The organism is Paenibacillus sp. FSL E2-0177 (assembly GCF_037992975.1).
Classification (GTDB): Bacteria; Bacillota; Bacilli; order Paenibacillales; family Paenibacillaceae; genus Paenibacillus_AQ; species Paenibacillus_AQ odorifer.
Window position 1 is genome coordinate 1,729,169 of sequence record NZ_CP150307.1, and the last position, 18,656, is coordinate 1,747,824.

Annotated in this window: 19 protein-coding genes and 1 riboswitch; of the genes, 8 read left to right on the forward strand and 11 right to left on the reverse strand. The window is 45.0% G+C overall.

What is annotated here, in order from left to right; translation table 11 throughout:
• Positions 1-17: 17 nt before the first annotated feature.
• The 7 genes from MHI25_RS07675 to MHI25_RS07705 form a co-directional block, all read right to left on the reverse strand.
• Entirely contained in the window at positions 18-212 is a 195-nt protein-coding gene (locus MHI25_RS07675) for a helix-turn-helix domain-containing protein (RefSeq protein WP_179089394.1), read from the reverse strand.
• A 227-nt stretch (positions 213-439) separates the two neighbouring features.
• Complete coding sequence (locus tag MHI25_RS07680; RefSeq protein ID WP_340395204.1) at positions 440-1,366, reverse strand: HAMP domain-containing sensor histidine kinase; 927 nt, start codon at positions 1,364-1,366, stop codon at positions 440-442.
• Between the two features lie 20 nt (positions 1,367-1,386).
• Entirely contained in the window at positions 1,387-2,148 is a 762-nt protein-coding gene (locus MHI25_RS07685; RefSeq protein WP_076141190.1) for an ABC transporter permease, read from the reverse strand.
• A complete protein-coding gene (locus MHI25_RS07690; protein ID WP_076301939.1) occupies positions 2,141-3,064 on the reverse strand; it encodes an ABC transporter ATP-binding protein in 924 nt (307 codons plus the stop codon). The genes MHI25_RS07685 and MHI25_RS07690 overlap by 8 nt, the downstream gene beginning before the upstream one ends.
• A gap of 82 nt (positions 3,065-3,146) precedes the next feature.
• Positions 3,147-3,839, reverse strand: coding sequence for a response regulator transcription factor (locus tag MHI25_RS07695; protein ID WP_076125214.1), 693 nt, complete (start codon positions 3,837-3,839; stop codon positions 3,147-3,149).
• 209 nt (positions 3,840-4,048) lie between these two features.
• On the reverse strand, positions 4,049-6,613 hold the full coding sequence (locus MHI25_RS07700; RefSeq protein ID WP_340395205.1) for an FAD-dependent oxidoreductase: 2,565 nt from the start codon (positions 6,611-6,613) through the stop codon (positions 4,049-4,051).
• A gap of 6 nt (positions 6,614-6,619) precedes the next feature.
• The gene (locus MHI25_RS07705; RefSeq protein ID WP_036675735.1) at positions 6,620-6,904 is read right to left on the reverse strand and encodes a metalloregulator ArsR/SmtB family transcription factor; all 285 of its coding nucleotides are present in this window, start codon (positions 6,902-6,904) and stop codon (positions 6,620-6,622) included.
• A 101-nt stretch (positions 6,905-7,005) separates the two neighbouring features.
• Here MHI25_RS07705 and MHI25_RS07710 point away from each other — a divergent pair, with 101 nt between their 5' ends.
• The 3 genes from MHI25_RS07710 (at position 7,006) to MHI25_RS07720 (ending at position 9,505) form a co-directional block, all read left to right on the forward strand.
• Entirely contained in the window at positions 7,006-7,326 is a 321-nt protein-coding gene (locus tag MHI25_RS07710) for a rhodanese-like domain-containing protein (RefSeq protein ID WP_340395206.1), read from the forward strand.
• 4 nt (positions 7,327-7,330) lie between these two features.
• Positions 7,331-7,750 carry a rhodanese-like domain-containing protein gene (locus tag MHI25_RS07715; protein ID WP_076185312.1) on the forward strand — a complete coding sequence of 140 codons (420 nt, stop codon included), beginning with the start codon at positions 7,331-7,333 and terminating at the stop codon, positions 7,748-7,750.
• A 1,077-nt stretch (positions 7,751-8,827) separates the two neighbouring features.
• On the forward strand, positions 8,828-9,505 hold the full coding sequence (locus MHI25_RS07720; RefSeq protein WP_340395207.1) for a hypothetical protein: 678 nt from the start codon (positions 8,828-8,830) through the stop codon (positions 9,503-9,505).
• Here the strand turns inward: MHI25_RS07720 and MHI25_RS07725 are convergent.
• Complete coding sequence (locus MHI25_RS07725; protein ID WP_340395208.1) at positions 9,479-10,018, reverse strand: hypothetical protein; 540 nt, start codon at positions 10,016-10,018, stop codon at positions 9,479-9,481. The two genes, MHI25_RS07720 and MHI25_RS07725, sit on opposite strands and share 27 nt — an antisense overlap.
• 184 nt (positions 10,019-10,202) lie before the next feature.
• Between MHI25_RS07725 and MHI25_RS07730 the strand changes: the two genes are divergently transcribed.
• Positions 10,203-13,034 (forward strand): glycoside hydrolase family 3 C-terminal domain-containing protein, encoded by a 2,832-nt coding sequence (locus MHI25_RS07730; protein ID WP_340395209.1) that lies wholly within the window; start codon positions 10,203-10,205, stop codon positions 13,032-13,034.
• 49 nt (positions 13,035-13,083) lie between these two features.
• Positions 13,084-13,500, forward strand: a complete 417-nt coding sequence (locus tag MHI25_RS07735) for an HIT family protein (protein ID WP_076185309.1) — start codon at positions 13,084-13,086, stop codon at positions 13,498-13,500.
• Positions 13,501-13,551: 51 nt separating this feature from the next.
• Here MHI25_RS07735 and MHI25_RS07740 read toward each other — a convergent pair whose 3' ends face one another.
• Positions 13,552-13,890, reverse strand: coding sequence for a hypothetical protein (locus MHI25_RS07740; protein ID WP_076185308.1), 339 nt, complete (start codon positions 13,888-13,890; stop codon positions 13,552-13,554).
• Between the two features lie 28 nt (positions 13,891-13,918).
• Entirely contained in the window at positions 13,919-14,875 is a 957-nt protein-coding gene (locus MHI25_RS07745; protein WP_340034161.1) for an MBL fold metallo-hydrolase, read from the reverse strand.
• Between the two features lie 148 nt (positions 14,876-15,023).
• A riboswitch (guanidine-I (ykkC/yxkD leader) is annotated at positions 15,024-15,131 on the forward strand.
• An 84-nt stretch (positions 15,132-15,215) separates the two neighbouring features.
• Here MHI25_RS07745 and MHI25_RS07750 point away from each other — a divergent pair.
• The 3 genes from MHI25_RS07750 to MHI25_RS07760 all read left to right on the forward strand — a co-directional run bounded on the left by MHI25_RS07750 (position 15,216) and on the right by MHI25_RS07760 (position 16,928).
• On the forward strand, positions 15,216-15,578 hold the full coding sequence (locus tag MHI25_RS07750) for a multidrug efflux SMR transporter (protein ID WP_340395210.1): 363 nt from the start codon (positions 15,216-15,218) through the stop codon (positions 15,576-15,578).
• Complete coding sequence (locus MHI25_RS07755) at positions 15,579-15,893, forward strand: multidrug efflux SMR transporter (protein ID WP_076125196.1); 315 nt, start codon at positions 15,579-15,581, stop codon at positions 15,891-15,893.
• A 135-nt stretch (positions 15,894-16,028) separates the two neighbouring features.
• Entirely contained in the window at positions 16,029-16,928 is a 900-nt protein-coding gene (locus tag MHI25_RS07760; protein WP_076185306.1) for an aldo/keto reductase, read from the forward strand.
• 631 nt (positions 16,929-17,559) lie between these two features.
• Here MHI25_RS07760 and MHI25_RS07765 read toward each other — a convergent pair.
• Positions 17,560-18,633: a M42 family metallopeptidase gene (locus MHI25_RS07765; RefSeq protein ID WP_076125194.1), complete on the reverse strand. Its 1,074-nt coding sequence runs from the start codon at positions 18,631-18,633 to the stop codon at positions 17,560-17,562.
• Between the last annotated feature and the right edge of the window lie 23 nt (positions 18,634-18,656).

The following is an 18,656-nucleotide window of genomic DNA, read 5'->3' on the forward strand; positions in this document are numbered from 1 at the left end:
CCTTTTTCGTAGATACATCATGGACTTTCTATCTTATAAGTCTGGCGGTATTTTAGTGGAGAAAGCCTGGTGATTTCCTTAAATACCCGACCAAAGTGAGTCATATTATCAAATCCAACATTTTCAGCTATCTTGGCTACTTTAAAGGCAGTATTGATTAACAAGGCACGAGCTTCCTGGTGGCGATAAATATAAATAAGCAGCTCAAACATAAGTGTTTTTAAATATAATTCATAGCCGGGAGGTTGCTTCGTAAATTCAGAGACCATTTTATTGAATAGTTTCTCGATAAAGTTTTGTTCAGAACCATGAACCTGAACGGGTGGGAGATCAGTTCGAAGAAGTCCGGAAAAACCTGCAGACCATTGGCTATCGGGAATGAGCTACCTTCCATAAACGGGTTAGAACAATGGTTAGTCTAGACCAACTATAAAATGAATTAAGTAGCCAAGCTAATGCCAGCATCGCCTAGTTTCCAACGGCAGGTCATTATCAGCTTCTCACCCTCCAGTTCGGCTGTCAGCGTGCCACCCATTTTATTCATTAGACTTTTGGCGATGGAGAGACCCAGCCCGGAAGCTTGAGAAGATCGGGTACGGTCTGCGGTATAGAATCGGTCAAATAAGAGGTTAATATCGCTTCCGACTAGTTCCTTCGCATCGTTTACAATTGTTAAGTCAGCTGTTTCCTGCTGTCGTTCGAAATGGATTTCTACATACCCGGTCGCATGTTTGACCGTATTGACAAGTAAATTTTCGACAACTCTCCGCACAGCGGATTCATCGGCGTATACGGATACATTTTCCTCAGGTAGTCGTATACCCGGTGTAATATTGCGTTCGTTGAAAGAATCGTAAAATCCGACCAGAATTTCCGAGAGCAGGGCCGTCATCCCAAGCTTTTCCGTATGTAGAGGATAATCTAGCGATTCGATCAAGGAAAGCTCAAAAAAATCATTCAGCAGCGCCTGCAGCCGTTTCGTCCGATTTTTAACGATGGAAACATATTCAAGTTTTTCATCAGGGGTAATAGACTCATCCTCCAACAGTTGAATATAACCGAAGATGGAGGTGAGGGGTGTACGGATATCATGTGAGATATTCGTAACAGCCTGACGGAATTCTTGTTCGACACGTTTTCGCTGGGCGTCCGCTTCGACGATTAAATCAGATTGACGATTGATTTGTCCTGCAAGCGCCTCAAGCTTCTGGTCGAATAGAGCCACATCAATTTTTTTACCGGTTGCTCGCTTATTGTAGGTATGCAATTGCCCTGTTATCCGCCCTAGCTCTCGCCTTAACATTAACAAACGGAAAAGCAGGAGAGCTCCTGCCACAAACAATATGATTGTCAGAATAAGCAACACTCTCCTGCACCCCCCATTTGCTATTTGATCTCTTTTCGGTGGAATACGAGAATACCGAGTACCCCGGAAACGGCTATTGTCAACAACGGTACAAGTAAAAGCGCTGGCCAATCTCCACTGTCGATACTGGGCTTACCGATATCGCTCACCCGTTTGAAGATGGAATAATCGTACAAATTACTAAAGAAAGAGATCTTCGAACCTATACTAGCCAAAACCGTATCGATCATAAGGAAGAAAATCATTGAGAAGCCGATAGTTTTGCCGCTGTCGGTTAGGATTACGGTGAACAGCGCCCCAATGGCTGCGTAACCAGCCGTGTACAATAACGTTAGCCCGAGAGCTCGCGGTATGAAAAGTGTAGTGCTTCCTTCCGGCAGATGACCGAAGCCCGAAAGCAGCGTGACTTCGACTGTGCTGACAATAGGAAAGACGAGCGAAATCGCCATGGCTCCAACTGCGAATACGATTAGTTTTGCTGCGAACAGCCGGCCTCTGGTGTTGCCCGAAGATGCGATCGTCTTCATGACCCCTGTGGAATATTCGTTAGAGATAAAGAATCCAGCCAGAATGGCTACGCCGAATTTAATAATGTAGGCATTGCTTGAAATAAAGGTAGTCAGAAATTCAGCGCCGGTGATCTGAGGTTCCCCATTGGAGCGATGATCAAAATAATATAGCAAAGGGTACGCAAGCGAGAGGACGGAAAGTGCCAATAGAAAAGTCCAAAATGATCTATTCTTACGGAGCTTGAAAAACTCCACTCTGATCAGATTATACATTTGGGTTCCCCCCAATCCGCTTTGTAAAATAACTTTCCAAGTCTTCACCCATAGGCATAAACTTCTCGATCTCGAGGCCGGCATTGAATAACGCTGTTGATACTTTGCCTGGCTGCTCAATACGGCTATACAACTTGATGGTTCCATCCTGCATCACTTCGAAATCGGCCGTACCCAGCTCGTTCTGAATGACGGCTGTTGCCTTGCCCGGATCATCCACTTTGATAAATAAATACTGCTGACATTTCTCGTTTAATTCCTCCGCAGTGAGTTGTTCAAGCAACTGACCGTGATGAATAATGCCATAATGACTTGCCATTAAATGCAGCTCACTTAGAATATGACTTGAGATCATTATCGTAATGCCTAGCTCACGGTTTAGTCGCTTGAGCAGTTCGCGCATTTCGACGACACCCATCGGATCCAACCCATTAGTTGGCTCGTCCAGAATCAGAAATTCTGGATCTCCCAGTAAGGCGATGGCAAGACCTAACCGCTGCTTCATTCCAAGTGAGAAATTTTTGGCTTTCTTCTTTCCGGCGCCCTGCAGTCCAACTTGCTCTAGCATTCTAGGAACACAATCTTTGCCGGGAATACCACGTAGAATCCGGTTTGCTTCTAAATTTTCACTCGCAGTCATATGGGGGAATAAAGCGGGACTCTCGATAATCGAGCCGATTCGCTTACGAGCCTGGATCAGGGCTTGCTCTTCACTGGCTCCGAACAGCTCGATCGTCCCCTGAGTCGGAAAAGCAAGTCCGGTCACAATCCGGATTAATGTTGATTTTCCGGCTCCATTTTGTCCAATAAAACCATAAATAGAGCCTTTACGGATTGACAAATTGACTTTGTCCAGCGCTGTATGGCCCTTGAACTTTTTGGATAGCTGATTTGTTTTTAATACATACTCGTACATCTCGTCTTGGCCTCCTTTTCGTGATAGACCAAGTATAGAATTGAAAACATAAGAAGAGCTAAAGCCAAATCTTAAGAATGTCTTAAGGCTTGAGCCGATAACCTATGCCCCATACCGTCTCGATAAATTCGCTTCCTGGTGCGGCCTTGGTTAGCTTGCTGCGCAAATTGCTCATATGGACATTGACCGTATTATCGTCCCCGTAATATGGCTCGTGCCAGACTCTTTCATACAAATTCGCTTTCGTAAACACCTTTTTGGGGGCTGACAAAAGTAACGAGAGAATTTCAAACTCTAGAGCTGTGAGCGTCAGTTCCACACCATTTGCCGTAATCGACATCGCCTCTCGATGAAGCACAAGACCCTGATGCTGGAGCACGTTAGGCAAAGCCGATTGCGTAATCCGCGAATACAAACGCAGATGAGAATCGATCCGTGCAGAGACTTCCTCAACGTCGAAGGGTTTCGTAATGAAATCATCCGCCCCCGCCCGCAGGGCAGACACCTTGGTCTGGGGCTCACCCTTGGCAGAAATGATAATTACCGACATATCATCCCGCCCGGCAATCTTCTCAAGTAGTTCCTCACCCGACATGCCTGGCAGCATCAGATCCAGTAGCAGCATGCTCCATTGACGTTGCTCCAGATAGAGAAGTGCCTCCGTTCCCGAGTAAGCAGGTTGGGGAATATAGCCGCTTTTCTTGATAATGTTGCACAGCAATCGGTTGATGTCGCTGTCGTCCTCAGCAACAAGAATATGTATCGGGTTATTCATTTAATCTCCTTTTTTTACCTGAAATAGGTCGTTGTTCGGATGAATGCCTATTAAATAGGATAGCAGGTTTTAGATTCTGTATCCAGATCCAGCCAATTTCTGCATTTTGGTTATTCAAATCTATATCACCGATTCTCGTGAGTTCATTTTTATATACGAAAGAGACTCTTCTATTTAAATAGAGGAGTCCCTTTGCGATGTTAAGGTATTTAGATAAATAGATTATGACCCGACTGATCGGCTTGGCCGAGATAGTAACCAACGCCGCCGATTCCGACACCGTCAATCAGTTCTTCACGAGTGATGCCCATAAGATCCATGGACATTTGGCAGGCGACGATTTCCACACCTTGGTCGATAGCCATCTGGATCAATTCCTCCAAGGAAGAGATATTTTTGCTCTTCATTAGAGAGCGGATCATCTTCGAGCCCATGCCCATCATGTTCATATTTGAAAGCGTCAGCTTCCGGCTGCCGCGTGGCATCATGGCACCGAACATTTTTCCGATAAAGTTTTTGTTCACAGGCACCTTCTCATCCTTGCGGATAATATTGAGGCCCCAGAAGGTAAAGAACATTGTGACTTTTTTGCCGCTGGATGCTGCTCCGTTGGCAATGATGAAGGAAGCGATCGCTTTATCCAAATCCCCGCTAAAAACAACCATTGTGCTTGCATTGCTAGTTTGAATTACTTGTGCGCCTGCTCCGGTTGGTGCTGATGCTGAAGTCTCGATAACTCCTTTGCGCAGATAAGCTTCGATCATGCCAGTAGGCAGCTTTGTTAGCTGCAAAAGCGTATTGTTGGACATACGAGCCCAAGCCTTGATATCCTCATAAAATCCAGGATCGGAAGCAGTGACCTTCAGGACTTGCCCGTCCAAGAGCGGGTCCATGCTCATTTTAACTTGGATCAGCGGCCCTGGGCAGCACAGTCCGCAGGCATCAAGCACGGAATCAGGTGTTGTGAAAGCTGTAGCGTTAACGGTTGGTGTAACTGTGCCAGTTCCAGTTCCAGTCTCTGTCCCAGTTCCAGTTTCAGTTTCAGTCTCCGTCATTGCTCCCGTTGCTGCGATTTCTTTACTGGCTGCTGGTGTACCAACGTTTGGCGTCAAGTTATCTTTTTTTTTAGGCGTAAATTGGCTCATCTGATAGGTTTTATAACCGCCGGTCAGATTCTTCACACGGTAACCTTTTTGCTGTAAAATCCGGGAAGCGGTGTAGCCTCTGAGTCCAACTTGGCAATACACCCAAATTTCTTTACTAGAGTCAAGCTCGCTTAGCCGACTACGCAGATCATCCACAGGGATGTTAATAGACCCTTCAATATGACCATTAGCATGTTCGATTTCCGAACGTACGTCAACTAAAATGGTATTGTTTTTGTCACGACCTTCTAAATCCTTAGGGACGAATACCGTAGTCAAACCATGCAAAATATTTTCAGCGGCAAATCCAGCCATATTCACCGGATCTTTAGCGGAAGAATAAGGAGGGGCATAAGATAGCTCCAACTCCGTCAAATCAGTGACCGTACCTCTAAAACGAATAACTGTAGCGATATCGTCGATACGTTTGTCTACACCACTGTAACCTACAGCTTGTGCTCCTAGCACCGTACCTTTTGGATCAAAAATCAGTTTCATAGATATCGGGGTTGCCCCCGGATAATAGGTTGCGTGTGAGCTTGGATGTATATAAATCACGTGATACGGCAGACCCAAACGTTGTAATGTTTTTTCATTATTACCTGTAGAAGCACCTGTGACTCCAAAAACCTTTATAATAGAAGTCCCTTGTGATCCTTTGTAAGTTGTGCCGAGACCACTGACGTTGTCCGCAGCAATCCGCCCTTGCTTATTGGCAGGACCAGCTAGTGGAATGGCGGTTTTTGTTCCGTTTACGAAATCAACCACCTCAACCGCGTCACCTACAGCGAACACTTGATCCAGATTGGTCTCCATCCGCTCATTGACTAAAATATGGCCACGGGGACCGAATTCTAAGCCACTGTCCTTCAGAAAAGAGGTATCCGGAGAAACGCCGATAGCCAGCAGAACCATATCACTTTGCAGTACAGTGCCACTTGCTAATTGCACCTGTATTTGTTCTCCCACCTCAGCAAACCCTTTGACCATATCGGAAAAAATAAGATTAACGCCATGCTCGTCGAGTTCTTTTGCCAAAATAGAAGACATTTCAGTATCGAATGGAGCTAATATTTGTGGTCCTGCTTCAATTAAGGAAACTTCCAGACCAGCTTCTCTAAGGTTCTCAGCCATTTCCACACCGATAAATCCACCACCGATCACCACGGCCGAACGTGTGCCTTCCGCAGCGACTTTAGCTTTGACTTTGTCAGTGTCGGGAATGTTACGCAACATGTGTATTTGGGAACTCTCGATACCGGGCAGATTCGGACGAATCGGTTTAGCACCTGGCGATAAAATAAGCGCATCATAGCTCTCTTCATAGGAGCCTTTTTCTATGCTTTCTACTCGCACTTTTTTGTTCACAGGGTCGATAGCCACGACTTCACTTTGAATCCGAACATCGATGTTAAAACGTTTATGCATCGCCTCCGGTGTCTGCACCAGCAGCTTGGAGCGGTCCTGAATGGACCCACCGATATAATAAGGAAGTCCACAATTGGCAAAAGAAATGTACGGATCACGCTCAAACATTACAATATGGGCATCTTCATCTAATCTCCGAAGTCGGGCGGCTGCTGACGCGCCTCCTGCAACACCGCCAACAATTAATATTTTTTTACTCATGATGACTTATTCCTCCCCTAAAAATAACTGAATCAGATGTTTGATTTTTTCGTCTTTAACAGAATAGTTAATCTCCAGCCCATTACGTTCGGTTTCAACGATGCCTAGTGATCTAAGCTTCTGTAAATGCTGGGACACCGTAGATTGTGGAAGATCGAGGCAGTCCTGCATGAAGCTCACGTTGCAGCTGCCCTTTTCCAGAAGTCCTTTAATGATGCACAAGCGCACGGGATGAGCTATAGCCTTTAAGGTTTCGGCGGTTTGGTTATAGGCTTTGAAATTTTTGTCCATGGTAACGAACACCTCGCTTTACAATATCCTTATATCGTAATATTATGATATAGTGATATGGAAATCAAGTTATTTTTATAAAGGTGAAGGAGAGATGCTCGATGTCTTTTAAAATTTCAAAGGAAATTACCCCACAGCAAGTGGCGGAACGCTTGAAGAATGGCGAAACTCTTACCATGTTGGATATACGCGAACCCGCCGAATGGGTGGAGGGACATGTAATGGGTGCTAAACATATTCCGCTTGGACAGCTATTGATGCGCACAGATGAACTGGATTCTCATGGCGAGATAATTGTGATGTGCTTTAGTGGTGGCCGTAGTGGACTGGCTTGTGAGCTGCTGAGTGAAAAGGGGTATAACGTTGTGAACATGACGGGTGGATTAGGCGCTTGGACGGATGATTTTTTGGTACGGGAGTAATGATATGAGCATGATGGTTCGGATCCTACTGAGTATTTTAATTGTCTTTAGTATTGTGAGGTTTTTGCGTTATGCTTGGCCTGTTCGTTCACTTACTTATATAGAAGTCCGTGAGGTTCGCGAATTAGCGGATCAATCATTGGCTATGAAAATGCTCGATGTCAGGGATGCCGTTGATTACCAGAAGGACAGTATCCGTGGTTCGATAAATATTTCGCTGGGGCGGTTACCCTATGTCTGGCAGCACTGTCTATCTCCGGGCGACTCGGTTCTAATTCTTGCAGGAAGTTACTACAAGAGAAATAAAGCCGCGAGAATTCTTTATAAGCAGGGATTTCGTAAGCTATATGCGGTAAATGGTGATTTGTTAGGGAACAAAAGAACGCTCTCCGACATATCTGTGAAAGGTTGTTGTGAAGGATAATGGATAATGGATTTAAGGTCATTGATTTCCCGTCTCGGATTGAAGTTGGGGTGTCGAAGTCAGGGTGTCGATGGAATGATCTCTTATGATGCCTATGGGCTAGGGGCTCGGCCTGCACATTTGCTAGGTGAGGGAAGGCAGTGAAGAGGGAGCAATATGTCACTCTAGTTGAGCCGCTATATTAATGTTGCTAAGTCGTGATGGTGGCTAGGTCGCTAAATTAATGTTGCTAAGTCGCGATGATGTGGCTAGGCTGCTAAGTCAATGTAACTAAGTCGCAATGTTATAGCTAGGCGGCTAAGTCAATGTAACTAAGTCGCAATCCAGTCAGCCTCTTCTCGAACTCAGTTTTAATTGCATTTTGTGCAGTTAAACTTCAGTAGTTTTAGGAAAAGTAACAGTTAACTGCACTTTGTACATCTAAATTTGATCATTTACGCTTAACTACCTAATGTTTCCTTTTTTAGTTGTAGAAAGTACAACTAAATGGACTTTTAGGGGGATAAGGGATAAATAGTTGCATGAAATACAATTAAATAGAAAAAGCATAGGTCGATAGCCAGTGAATAGTGGAGAATGGAAAACGGTTTTGGGCAATTTCAAAAAGGTAGGACGAATAATATTATTCGAGCGGAACTTAGTCAAACCGAGATTACTTTAACGGAACTACTATACAAAACCTACCTATATTGAGCTAAATCTAGTCGTCTAACTCAAATGTAGTTTACTTAGCCAAGATTGCTCTTGCTGAGTTAATTCTAACTGAACTTTAGTGATCTAACTCTAGCTGGACTTACTGTAATGATCTACTCTAGCTGAACTAACTTTAGTGATCTGACTCTAAATGAACTTACTGTAATGAGCTAACTGTAACTGAACTTACTTTAATGCGACTCACTTTAACCAATGTGATTTTTTAATAGGTAAGCAAATTTATCTCGAGTGCTAACGTTGAATGTAGAGTGTCATTGACAGCATAAGAAGGCGAATACTATACTTCTGAGTAATAGGACGAAGCACGTCCCGCATCCATAATTGGGTGCGGGATTTTTTTATGCCAAGGAGGAGGAGAACGTTATGGGGTTTACGGAAGAACATCGTAAGTGGGTGGGAGATCATATTAGTCGAAGAACGGGAGAAAGACGGGGGAGATTGGAGCGGGGACATGGGCATGGTGAGCGAATGTTTACGGAGAAGGTTTGGTGGCCAATGATGGGTCATTTTAATGATCTTCATCCTGAATATGAAGTGTTGGATTGGCGGGGATGGCCTTATTTTGTTGATTATGCGTGGAAGCCTGGGCAGGTTAAGTTTGCTTTTGAGGTAAAAGGTTACGGCCCACATGTGCAAAACACAGATCGGACGCGTTATCGGCAGGAATTGAATCGAGAGACTTATCTACAAATCGCGGGTTATCGGGTAGTGGCGATACCATATGATGATCTGGAAGCGAGTCCTGAGAATACTATTTTTTTGTTGAGATCATTACTGATGCCGTACCTCGCTTTAAGGACAGAAGAGAAGGAGGCGTTTAGTCGACTGGAGCGTGATATTTTGCAAATTGCGGTGCGTTCGAGCGGGGACATTCGGCCTGTTGATTTGGTGAGGGAGATTGGCATTGATCTGCGTACAGTTAGGAAATGTATGAGGTCACTTTGTGAGAAAGGTAAGTTTAAGCCGATAGTTTCCCAGGTGAGTGGGAGGGTTTGTCGTTATGAATATGTACATTCACTTAACGATATTCAGCTGTGGTGAATAAACGGTATAAATCCCGCAGATTGGAGGCGTGCAGCGGGAATCGAGCAAATGAACGGTATAAATCCCGCAGATTGGAGGCGTGGAGCGAGAATTGAGCAAATGAACGGTATAAATCCCGTAGATTGCGGAGATGGAGCGGGAATCGAGCAAATGAACGGTATAAATCCCGCAGATTGGAGGCGTGGAGCGAGAATTGAGCAAATGAACGGTATAAATCCCGCAGATTGTGGGTGGGGAGCGGGAATCGAGCAAATGTGCGGTATAAATCCCGTAGATTGGAGGCGTGGAGCGAGAAGTGAGCAAATGAACGGTATAAATCCCGTAGATTGCGGGCGTGGAGCGAGAATAGGGCAAATGAACGGTATAAATCCCGTAGATTGCGGGCGTGGAGCGAGAATAGGGCAAATGAACGGTATAAATCCCGTAGATTGGAGGCGTGCAGCGAGAATAGGGCAAATGAACGGTATAAATCCCGCAGATTGGAGGCGAATAATGAGCAAACCCATGCACTCACACTCACATCATCCCCCCTAAATCTCTAATTATGACCTGATTTCTATTTAGATTGTTAAGGTGTTGCGGAGGAGGGGAATCTTCTATGATTAGATGGATAGGACGTATGGGTGTTTTTTCGAAGGATTGTCCTCGAGAATGAATGAAACCGCTATCAACAAGAGACGAAGGAGCGATTTTGATGGGAACAGATATAGCTAGATATCCATTTCAACAGATTGATTTACCTTTAAATGAGCGAGTGCAGGATCTGATCTCCAGATTAACACTTGATGAAAAAGTAAGCCTGATGCCTCAGTATCAAGCTGCCATAGAGCGTTTGGGTGTTGGGGCTTACAAGCATGGTACGGAAGCGGCGCACGGGATTTCTTGGCTTGGAAAAGCGACTTCTTTTCCTCAGCCGAGCGGACTGGCTTGTACTTGGAATCCAGAGCTGCTGAAGGAGATTGGTTCGGCCATCGGAGATGAAGCTAGAGCCTTTTACAAAAAGAATCCAACGGTGAACGGTCTGACATTATGGGCGCCAACGGTGGATATGGAACGTGACCCGCGTTGGGGAAGAACCGAGGAAGCTTACGGCGAAGATCCAGAGTTGACCGGACGCCTCAGCACATCACTTGTGCAGGGAATCCAAGGTGATCACCCGGTCTATTTGAAAGCGGTAGCAACGCTGAAGCATTTCCTCGGCAACAATAATGAGATTGAACGCGGGAACTGCTCCGCGAGCATCGATCCGAGAAATATGCGGGAGTATTATCTGGAAGCGTTTAAGCCTGCTTTTCAAGAAGGTGGCGCACAGTCCATGATGACCGCTTATAACTCGGTGAATGGCGTGCCTGTTATTCTTCATCCGGCAGTAATGGATGTGGTTAAAGGCGAATGGGAAATGGATGGCTTTATCGTAAGCGATGCCGGCGATCTTTTTGGGATTGTGAAGGATCACAAGTATTATGAATCTTTTGCACAATCGATGGCTGAATCTATCAAAAATGGAATTGACAGCGTAACAGAAGAAACCGCAGAGACAATCAAGGTTCTTCACGAAGCACTAGACCAAGGCCTCTTAGCAGAGGAAGATTTGGATCGTGCGCTTGCCAACACTTTCAGAGTTCGTTTCCGTCTGGGAGAGTTCGATCCGGCTGAAGGGAACCCATACGCAGCAATCGACGATTCCGTTATACTTAGCAAAAAACATACCGCACTCTCCTTGGAAGCTGCGAAACAATCTATAGTATTGTTGAAGAATGACCAAGGCACATTGCCATTGAACAAAAGCAGTCTGAGCAAATTGGCGATTATTGGTCCGCTTGGTGATGAAGCCTTTAGAGACTGGTATTCTGGCACTTTACCTTATGGAGTGACTCCGCTGCAGGGGGTTAGCAAAAAGCTGCCTGGTAAACACGTTACTTTTGAGAGTGGCGCAGATCAGATCATTCTTACTTCAGCCGCAAACGGCCAAGCCATTGGAATCACAGGGGAGGACGGAAGACTGGCTGTACAACATGACATAGCAGAGCACGGAGAATTGTTCCATCATACAGCTTGGGGCTGGACTAGCAATACTCTGAAGGCGACAAGTCGCGGTCAGTATGTAACTTTAAGCGAAGCAGAGACTCTCACAGCATCTGCTGATGAAATTTACGGCTGGTTTGTAAAAGAATCGATTAACATCGTTCCGGAAGGCGAAGATACGGTATCTTTGCGGACCTGGAATGATAAAATGATCTCGGTGAATCCGGAAAATGGAACGCTGCAAGTGGCAGATCAGGATGCCAATGCGCAAGCAGGTCTTTTTAAAAAGAACATCGTAACTAACGGCATAGAGGCTGCAGTAGAAGCTGCCAAGGCTGCTGAAATCGCTGTGGTTTTTGTGGGCAACCATCCACTCCTTAACGGAAAAGAAGAAATCGACAGACCGGATATTGTGCTTCCAGAGGAGCAAGAGCGATTGGTTAAAGCTGTCTATGAAGCGAACCCGAATACGGTAGTGGTCATTGTCGGCAGTTACCCGATAACTTCCACTTGGATTGACGAGAACATTCCGGCTGTATTGTATACCTCCCATAGTGGACAAGAGCTGGGCAATGCGGTGGCAGAAGTTCTTTTCGGCGATTACAGTCCTTCCGGCAAGCTGAACATGACTTGGTTTCGTTCTGTAGAACAGCTGCCTGAGCTGATGGATTATGATATTATCAAAGGCAAAAGAACATATATGTACTTTGACGGAGAGCCACTGTATGCGTTTGGACACGGCTTAAGTTATGCCCAAATTTCCTACAGCAACCTAAGCCTAAGCGCTAAGGAGCTGCAAGCGAATGAGACGCTGAAAATTTCTGTTCAAGTAGAGAATACAGGCGTTGTTGATGGGGACGAAGTGGTGCAGCTATATGTGCAAGCTCTGAATTCCCGGGTCAAACGTCCGATTAAACAGTTGAAGGGTTTTGAAAAAGTAAACCTAACCGCAGGTCAATCGCAAACCCTAGAGTTTACGTTACCGGTTGCCGAGCTGGCATTCTGGGATGTTACCCGTGAGCAATATTGCGTGGAAAATGGAGAGTACATGGTTCTGATCGGCCGTTCATCTGCTGATATCCAATTATCCGCTCAACTATTAGTTCAAGGGGACGTTATTCCGTCGCGTAATCTGTATATCAATACCAAAGCAGAGAATTACGATGACTACGAAGGCGTATATCTGGACGAGTGCAAAGCAGGCGGTGCCTCCATACATCCGGTAAAAGATGGCGCTTGGATCGCTTTTAAAGATGTATTGTTCGAGCAAGGGGCAGGAGCTTTTGAAGCCTTGGTATCCTCTGCAAAAGGTGGCACCCTTGAGATCAGAACGGGCAGCCCAGCAGGGAAGCTGGTTGGATCTGTGACTGTAACGTCGGGTGGCGTGTTGCAGCAGTGGAACACACTTACTGGTGAAGTGTCCGTGGAATCTGAAACTACCGATGTTTATCTCATTTTTAATGGTGAGGTACTGCTTAGCCGTTTTCAATTTAATCAATAAGATAAGCTAGAACGCGCTTAATTTCTTCGGATGGAGTGGTGGTGCCTGTATGGATTGTTTGGGTTGTCGAATCGCTAACGGGATTGAGGCTAACGTAAACGTAGTATACGAGAATGAATTTGTAACTTGTGTGCTCGACATTGCTCCATTTAACGAAGGACATCTCCTAATTCTCCCTAAAAAGCATTATTGGGATCTCGAAGATATCGATTCAGAAACATCTTATGCGATTATGGACGCTTCAAAGAAGCTATCAGTTGTCCTGAAGGTTTTGTTTGAACCTGCTGGCATCAGCATTTGCCAAAATGGCGGGAAGTTTAACGACCTGACTCACTATCATATGCATCTTATCCCTAGATACGAAGGAGATGGCTTCGCTTGGAGCGAACCAATCCATCCGCACGGTGCCGAAAAGTTATTAAGCCAAACTCAAGCTAAAATTCTCAGTATCATAAATGAGCATTAAAAAAAAGGGCATTCCTGAAGGATCAGGGATGTCCTTTTCGTTTCTTTTCAATTAATCACAACCGCCCCCGCCAGCATCTCCACCCCCACCGAAGTCTCCACCGCCACTATGTCCGCCGTCTCCACCCCAGCTATGCCCCCCGCTGTCAGGTCCAGAATGGTGATGCGAGTGATCTCCGTAGTGATTATGGTGGTGGTTAGAATGATTAGAGTGGTTAGAGTGGTTTGGATCCAGCAGATCCGGATGACTGGCAGCCATAAAAGACATGTTGGCGGCATCATTTTGCCTATTTCTATCAAAGGTACTTTTGTTTGAGCTCGAGCCATTACGTATTACGGCTTGTATAATAATAAATACAGCAACACCTACAAATAGTATCCCAAAAACCATAACGAACCGCTCCTTTCAACTCCAAAAATTAGTTACTAGCTGCTTTCGTCAAAAACTCAAGATTTCTGTAAAAAATACTCCCATAATTCCAGCCCAGATAAGGCTCGGGAATTTCTATATGGTTCACATTCACATTCATGTCTTCGCGTATCAATGATTCGCTAATATGGATTATATCATTTATATACCGTTTTATTTGCTGTAGATAATGTTTTTGAGTAACGGGCCCATGACCGGGAACAATTATGTTCACATCTAAGCGCTCGACATAAGTAAGTGCCTCCAACCAGGATAAGGGATTACCGTCTACTAATAATGGATGATTATCAACTGCGACAATATCTCCAACAAAAGCTAAAGAATCGGATGGAGAAAATAGAATAGAATCGCATTCCGTATGGGCAGTACCCACCGATAGGAGTTCAACGGTCCTTGCCGAGCCATGTATAGTCATTTTGCGGTCATAAGTTAGTTGGGGAAGGGTTACTTCAAGCGTTAGTATAGACTCTTTGATTTCTTGTAAATAACCTATTTGCGAAAGGAGCTCTCGTTGTTTGGAATCGTTCAGTTCGAGTTCGAGTTCGAGCTCGAGCTCGAGAGATGTATTAAGCTTCGTAAGATCTTCTTCAAGATTAGGAAGCAGTTTCTTCATTCGGGCAAGCCAGTCTGGTTGAGTTTTTATCATGAGCTCTCTAGTTCTACTGGAGGATATGATTACTTCATCCGAGAAGAATTGGTTCCCTCTAACGTGGTCTCCATGCCAATGGCTGTTGACGATGTATTTGATAGGTTTATTAAAATAATACAGAGCGGCATCCCTAAGATCTTTGCCAGCTTGTGGAGTGTTGAATGTATCAAAGATTAATGTGTAATCACCCATATCTATCAAACCGGCATTGCTCATGGCTCCGCCTTGCTCCTTCGCTTCAAGGCAATAAATGCCTTCCACTAGAGGGACGCAGTTAAAATGTCTGGAAATAAACATAAATTAACCTCTTTTCCTAGATAATCGAATGAAATTTATATCTATTTTATAATTTTATGGAATTTTATACTATGATTTAATTACGCTCGGAATAGAAAAGGTTGCTTTTATACGCCCGATTTGCTACCATACGATGTAACTTAATCATTTATTTGTTTTCTAGGGTTCCGCAGCGAGTGCACAGCTGGTCTGGTCCGAGGGAAAACGCACGAACATTAAGTTTGTGTTTACACGGAGGGATAAAAGCCCGGGAGGTATCGCCATTTGGCGATGACCTTCCGGGCTTATTTGTTTGTCCGTGGGCAATCATAAGTTATGGAGAATTGAAGGAGGGCTTGAAATGAAAAAGAATTCAGAGTGGCTGAAGGTAGTTGGCGCTGCGATTTTCGAAGTCATGTGGGTCATAGGTTTAAAGCATGCTTCAAGCGTGTGGGAGTGGCTGATCACAGTTGTAGCCATAATAATAAGTTTCTATGTCATTATTTCAGCAAGCAGTAAATTACCGGTGGGTACCGTATATTCTGTATTTGTTGGGCTGGGGACAGCAGGTACAGTCATTGCGGACATGGTTATATTCGGTGAACCCTTCAAGCTAATGAAGCTGGTACTGGTGGTTATTTTGCTGGCAGGAGTTATAGGTCTGAAAATGGTAACTAACGAAACCAAAGATATCAAAGAAACTGAAATAAAGGGGGAGTCTTAAATGGCATGGGCATTTTTGGTTGTTGCTGGATTGTTTGAAATGTTCGGAGTGGCTATGATTAACAGGTTGAATAAATACCGGAATCTGCAGTCGTTTTTGCTGCTCTTCCTTGGTTTTGGAGGAAGTTTTCTTTTTCTATCATTTGCAATGAAAAGTTTGCCTATGGGCACAGCTTATGCGGTATGGACGGGGATCGGTGCATCCGGTGGAGCAATTTTGGGGATGCTTTTATATGGGGAGGCCAAAGACTGGCGGCGGGTTATCTGTATTTTTATGATACTGGGAGCCGCAGTGGGGCTGAAGTTGATAGCGTAGTTAGCAATCAATTTGTTACTTTTTCTCTCCTAAAGGAAAGATAAGTTATAAATTAGACACGATTCAGATGTTTCGAAAGGGTCATAAAGGTCGTATAAAGTAAGTATACAATTTATCGGTAAGGAGATTTTTACAATGACTAAGGATTCAATCGAGCATTTGGCTGAAATTGTGAAAGTGAACCGAGCTAACCGCATGCTGCTTCCAGACGGTACCTCTGTGCCTAGAATAGGACAGGGAACTTGGAATATGGGTGATGATGCTTCCCGTAGAGAGGAAGAAATTGCTGCTCTTAGATTAGGCGTGGAATTAGGCATGGATTTGATAGATACGGCGGAGATGTATGGGGAAGGAAACTCAGAGCTTTTAGTAGGTGATGCTATTAAAGGTATTCGGGATGACGTTTTCCTGGTATCCAAAGTATACCCACATAATGCCGGCAACGAGAATCTTATTCGCAGCTGTGAAGAAAGCTTGCAACGACTGAATACGGATCATCTGGATCTCTATTTACTGCACTGGCGGGGAGATATTCCGCTTGAAGTGACTGTGGAAGGCATGGAGAAACTGGTCTCTCAAGGTAAAATAGCAAGATGGGGTGTATCGAACCTCGATGTTGACGATATGAAAGAGTTGCTTAGTATAGCTGGGGGAACTCACTGTGCTATGAATCAGGTGCTGTATCATTTAGGGTCGAGAGGCATCGAAGCTGAATTGCTGCCATGGCAGAAAAGTCACCGCATGCCCGTAATGGCGTACTCTCCGCTTGCACAAGCAGGCGCGCTCCGCAAAGGGGTTATCGAGAGTGAGGCAGTTCAGGAAATTGCCCGTATTCATAACGCAACCCCACTACAAATTATGTTAGCTTGGACGATCCGCGAGGAGGACATCATTACGATTCCAAAAGCTTCTTCACGTGAGCATGTAATTGAGAATGCTGCTGCAGGTTTAATTACGCTGAGTGAAGAAGAAAGATGGAAGCTGGATGAGGCTTTCCCGATACCTTCGTGGAAAGTGCCGCTGGATATGAGTTGATATAGCTGTCTGAGAATTGTCAAAGAGCTCGCCGTTGAGGCGGGCTTTTTTTATATGAAAAGAGATAGGGGGAGTCTCTATAGGACACAGATGATCTTAAACGCAGAATTATGCCACTTTTGGAGGAATATCGGACACCATAGTCGCTATTAGCATAAATGACACCGATTATGAGCCCATTTCTCTGGAATAGTGTCACTGAGGTCCGCAACTTTACTCAAAAGGCTCTAAATTAGCAATAGCGTCATCTGAGTCCGGAAGTAACTTGGGAGCGTAAGCAATAAACCACGTGTCGCCGTAAGCAAGCAACTTGGGGAGCGTAAACAATAAACAACATGGGGCCGTAAGCAAGTAACTTGGGAGCGTAAATAATAAACAACGTGTCGCCGTAAGCAAGTAACCTTGGGAGCGTAAACAATAAACAACGTGGGTTCGTAAGCATCATGGGTCCGTCGTAGTACCAATGGCGGGATCAGCGGGCAACGGGGTTCATAAGCACAATTGTTTTTTAGAAGTAATATCGGGGTTTGTAAACACCACTGGGGCGCAAGTGACACAGGTCCGTAAGCCCCGACCCAAAAAAGAGCAGCAATCCTTCAAAAAGGATCGCTGCTCTTTTAAAAATAAGAACTTAGCTGTTCTCAATAATCGTTTGCAGTGTAGTGCGGTCGAGGCCTTCTACCAGTTTAACTAACAGCTCTTTAGCAGCTTCGTAGTCATCGCTATGAATAACTGATGAAGCAGTATGAATGTAGCGTGAGCATATTCCGATGACTGCGGAAGGAACGCCGATTCCACTTACATGAACCTGACCTGCATCTGTTCCACCTTGGGAGACAAAATACTGGTATTTGATCTTGTGAGTATCCGCTGTGTCTTGTACATATTCGATTAAGCCGCGATGTGTAACCATCGTAGGATCATAAATGCGCAGGAGAGCGCCTTTTCCCAAATGGCCAAAGGCTTGGCTATCCCCGGTCATATCGGCAGCAGCGCTCGCATCCAAGCCGAAGAAAATGTCTGGGGACAGAAGATTAGCGGCTGTACGTGCTCCACGAAGTCCGACTTCTTCTTGTACAGTAGCACCAGCATAAACAGTATTAGGCAGCTTTTTGCCGTGTAATGACTTAACCAGCTCAATGGCGAGACCTACACCGTAACGGTTATCCCACGCTTTAGCCATGATTTTTTTAGGGTTGGCAAGCGGGGTGAACGGACAGATCGGCAGTACTTGTTGACCTGGTCTGACGCCAAAGCTTTCCGCCTCTTCACGGCTGTCTGCACCGATATCAATATACATTTTGCTAATTTCGCCCGTCTTGCCGCGTTCTTCTGCGCTTAGTAGGTGGATAGGCGTGCTGCCAACAACACCGGTCAATGTGCCTTTTGGTGTAATGATTTGGAGACGCTGGGAAGCAACAGCAGAAGCAAGCCATCCGCCTAGCGGTTGAAAACGAATCATCCCGGTGTTAGTAATTCCGGTGACCATAAAGCCCACTTCGTCAAAATGTCCAGCGACCATAATTTTTGGCCCGTTTTCCTCACCGCGCAATACGCCGAACAGACTTCCGAGACGATCCTGCACGAACTCTTCGGTATAAGGTGTCATAGCATCCTTGACGTAAGCGCGGAGTTCGCGCTCAAAGCCCGGGGCTGCAGGGAATTCGGTAAGTGTTTTGAATAGATCCAATGTTTCTTGATTCATTTGAAATCACTCCTTTATTAAAA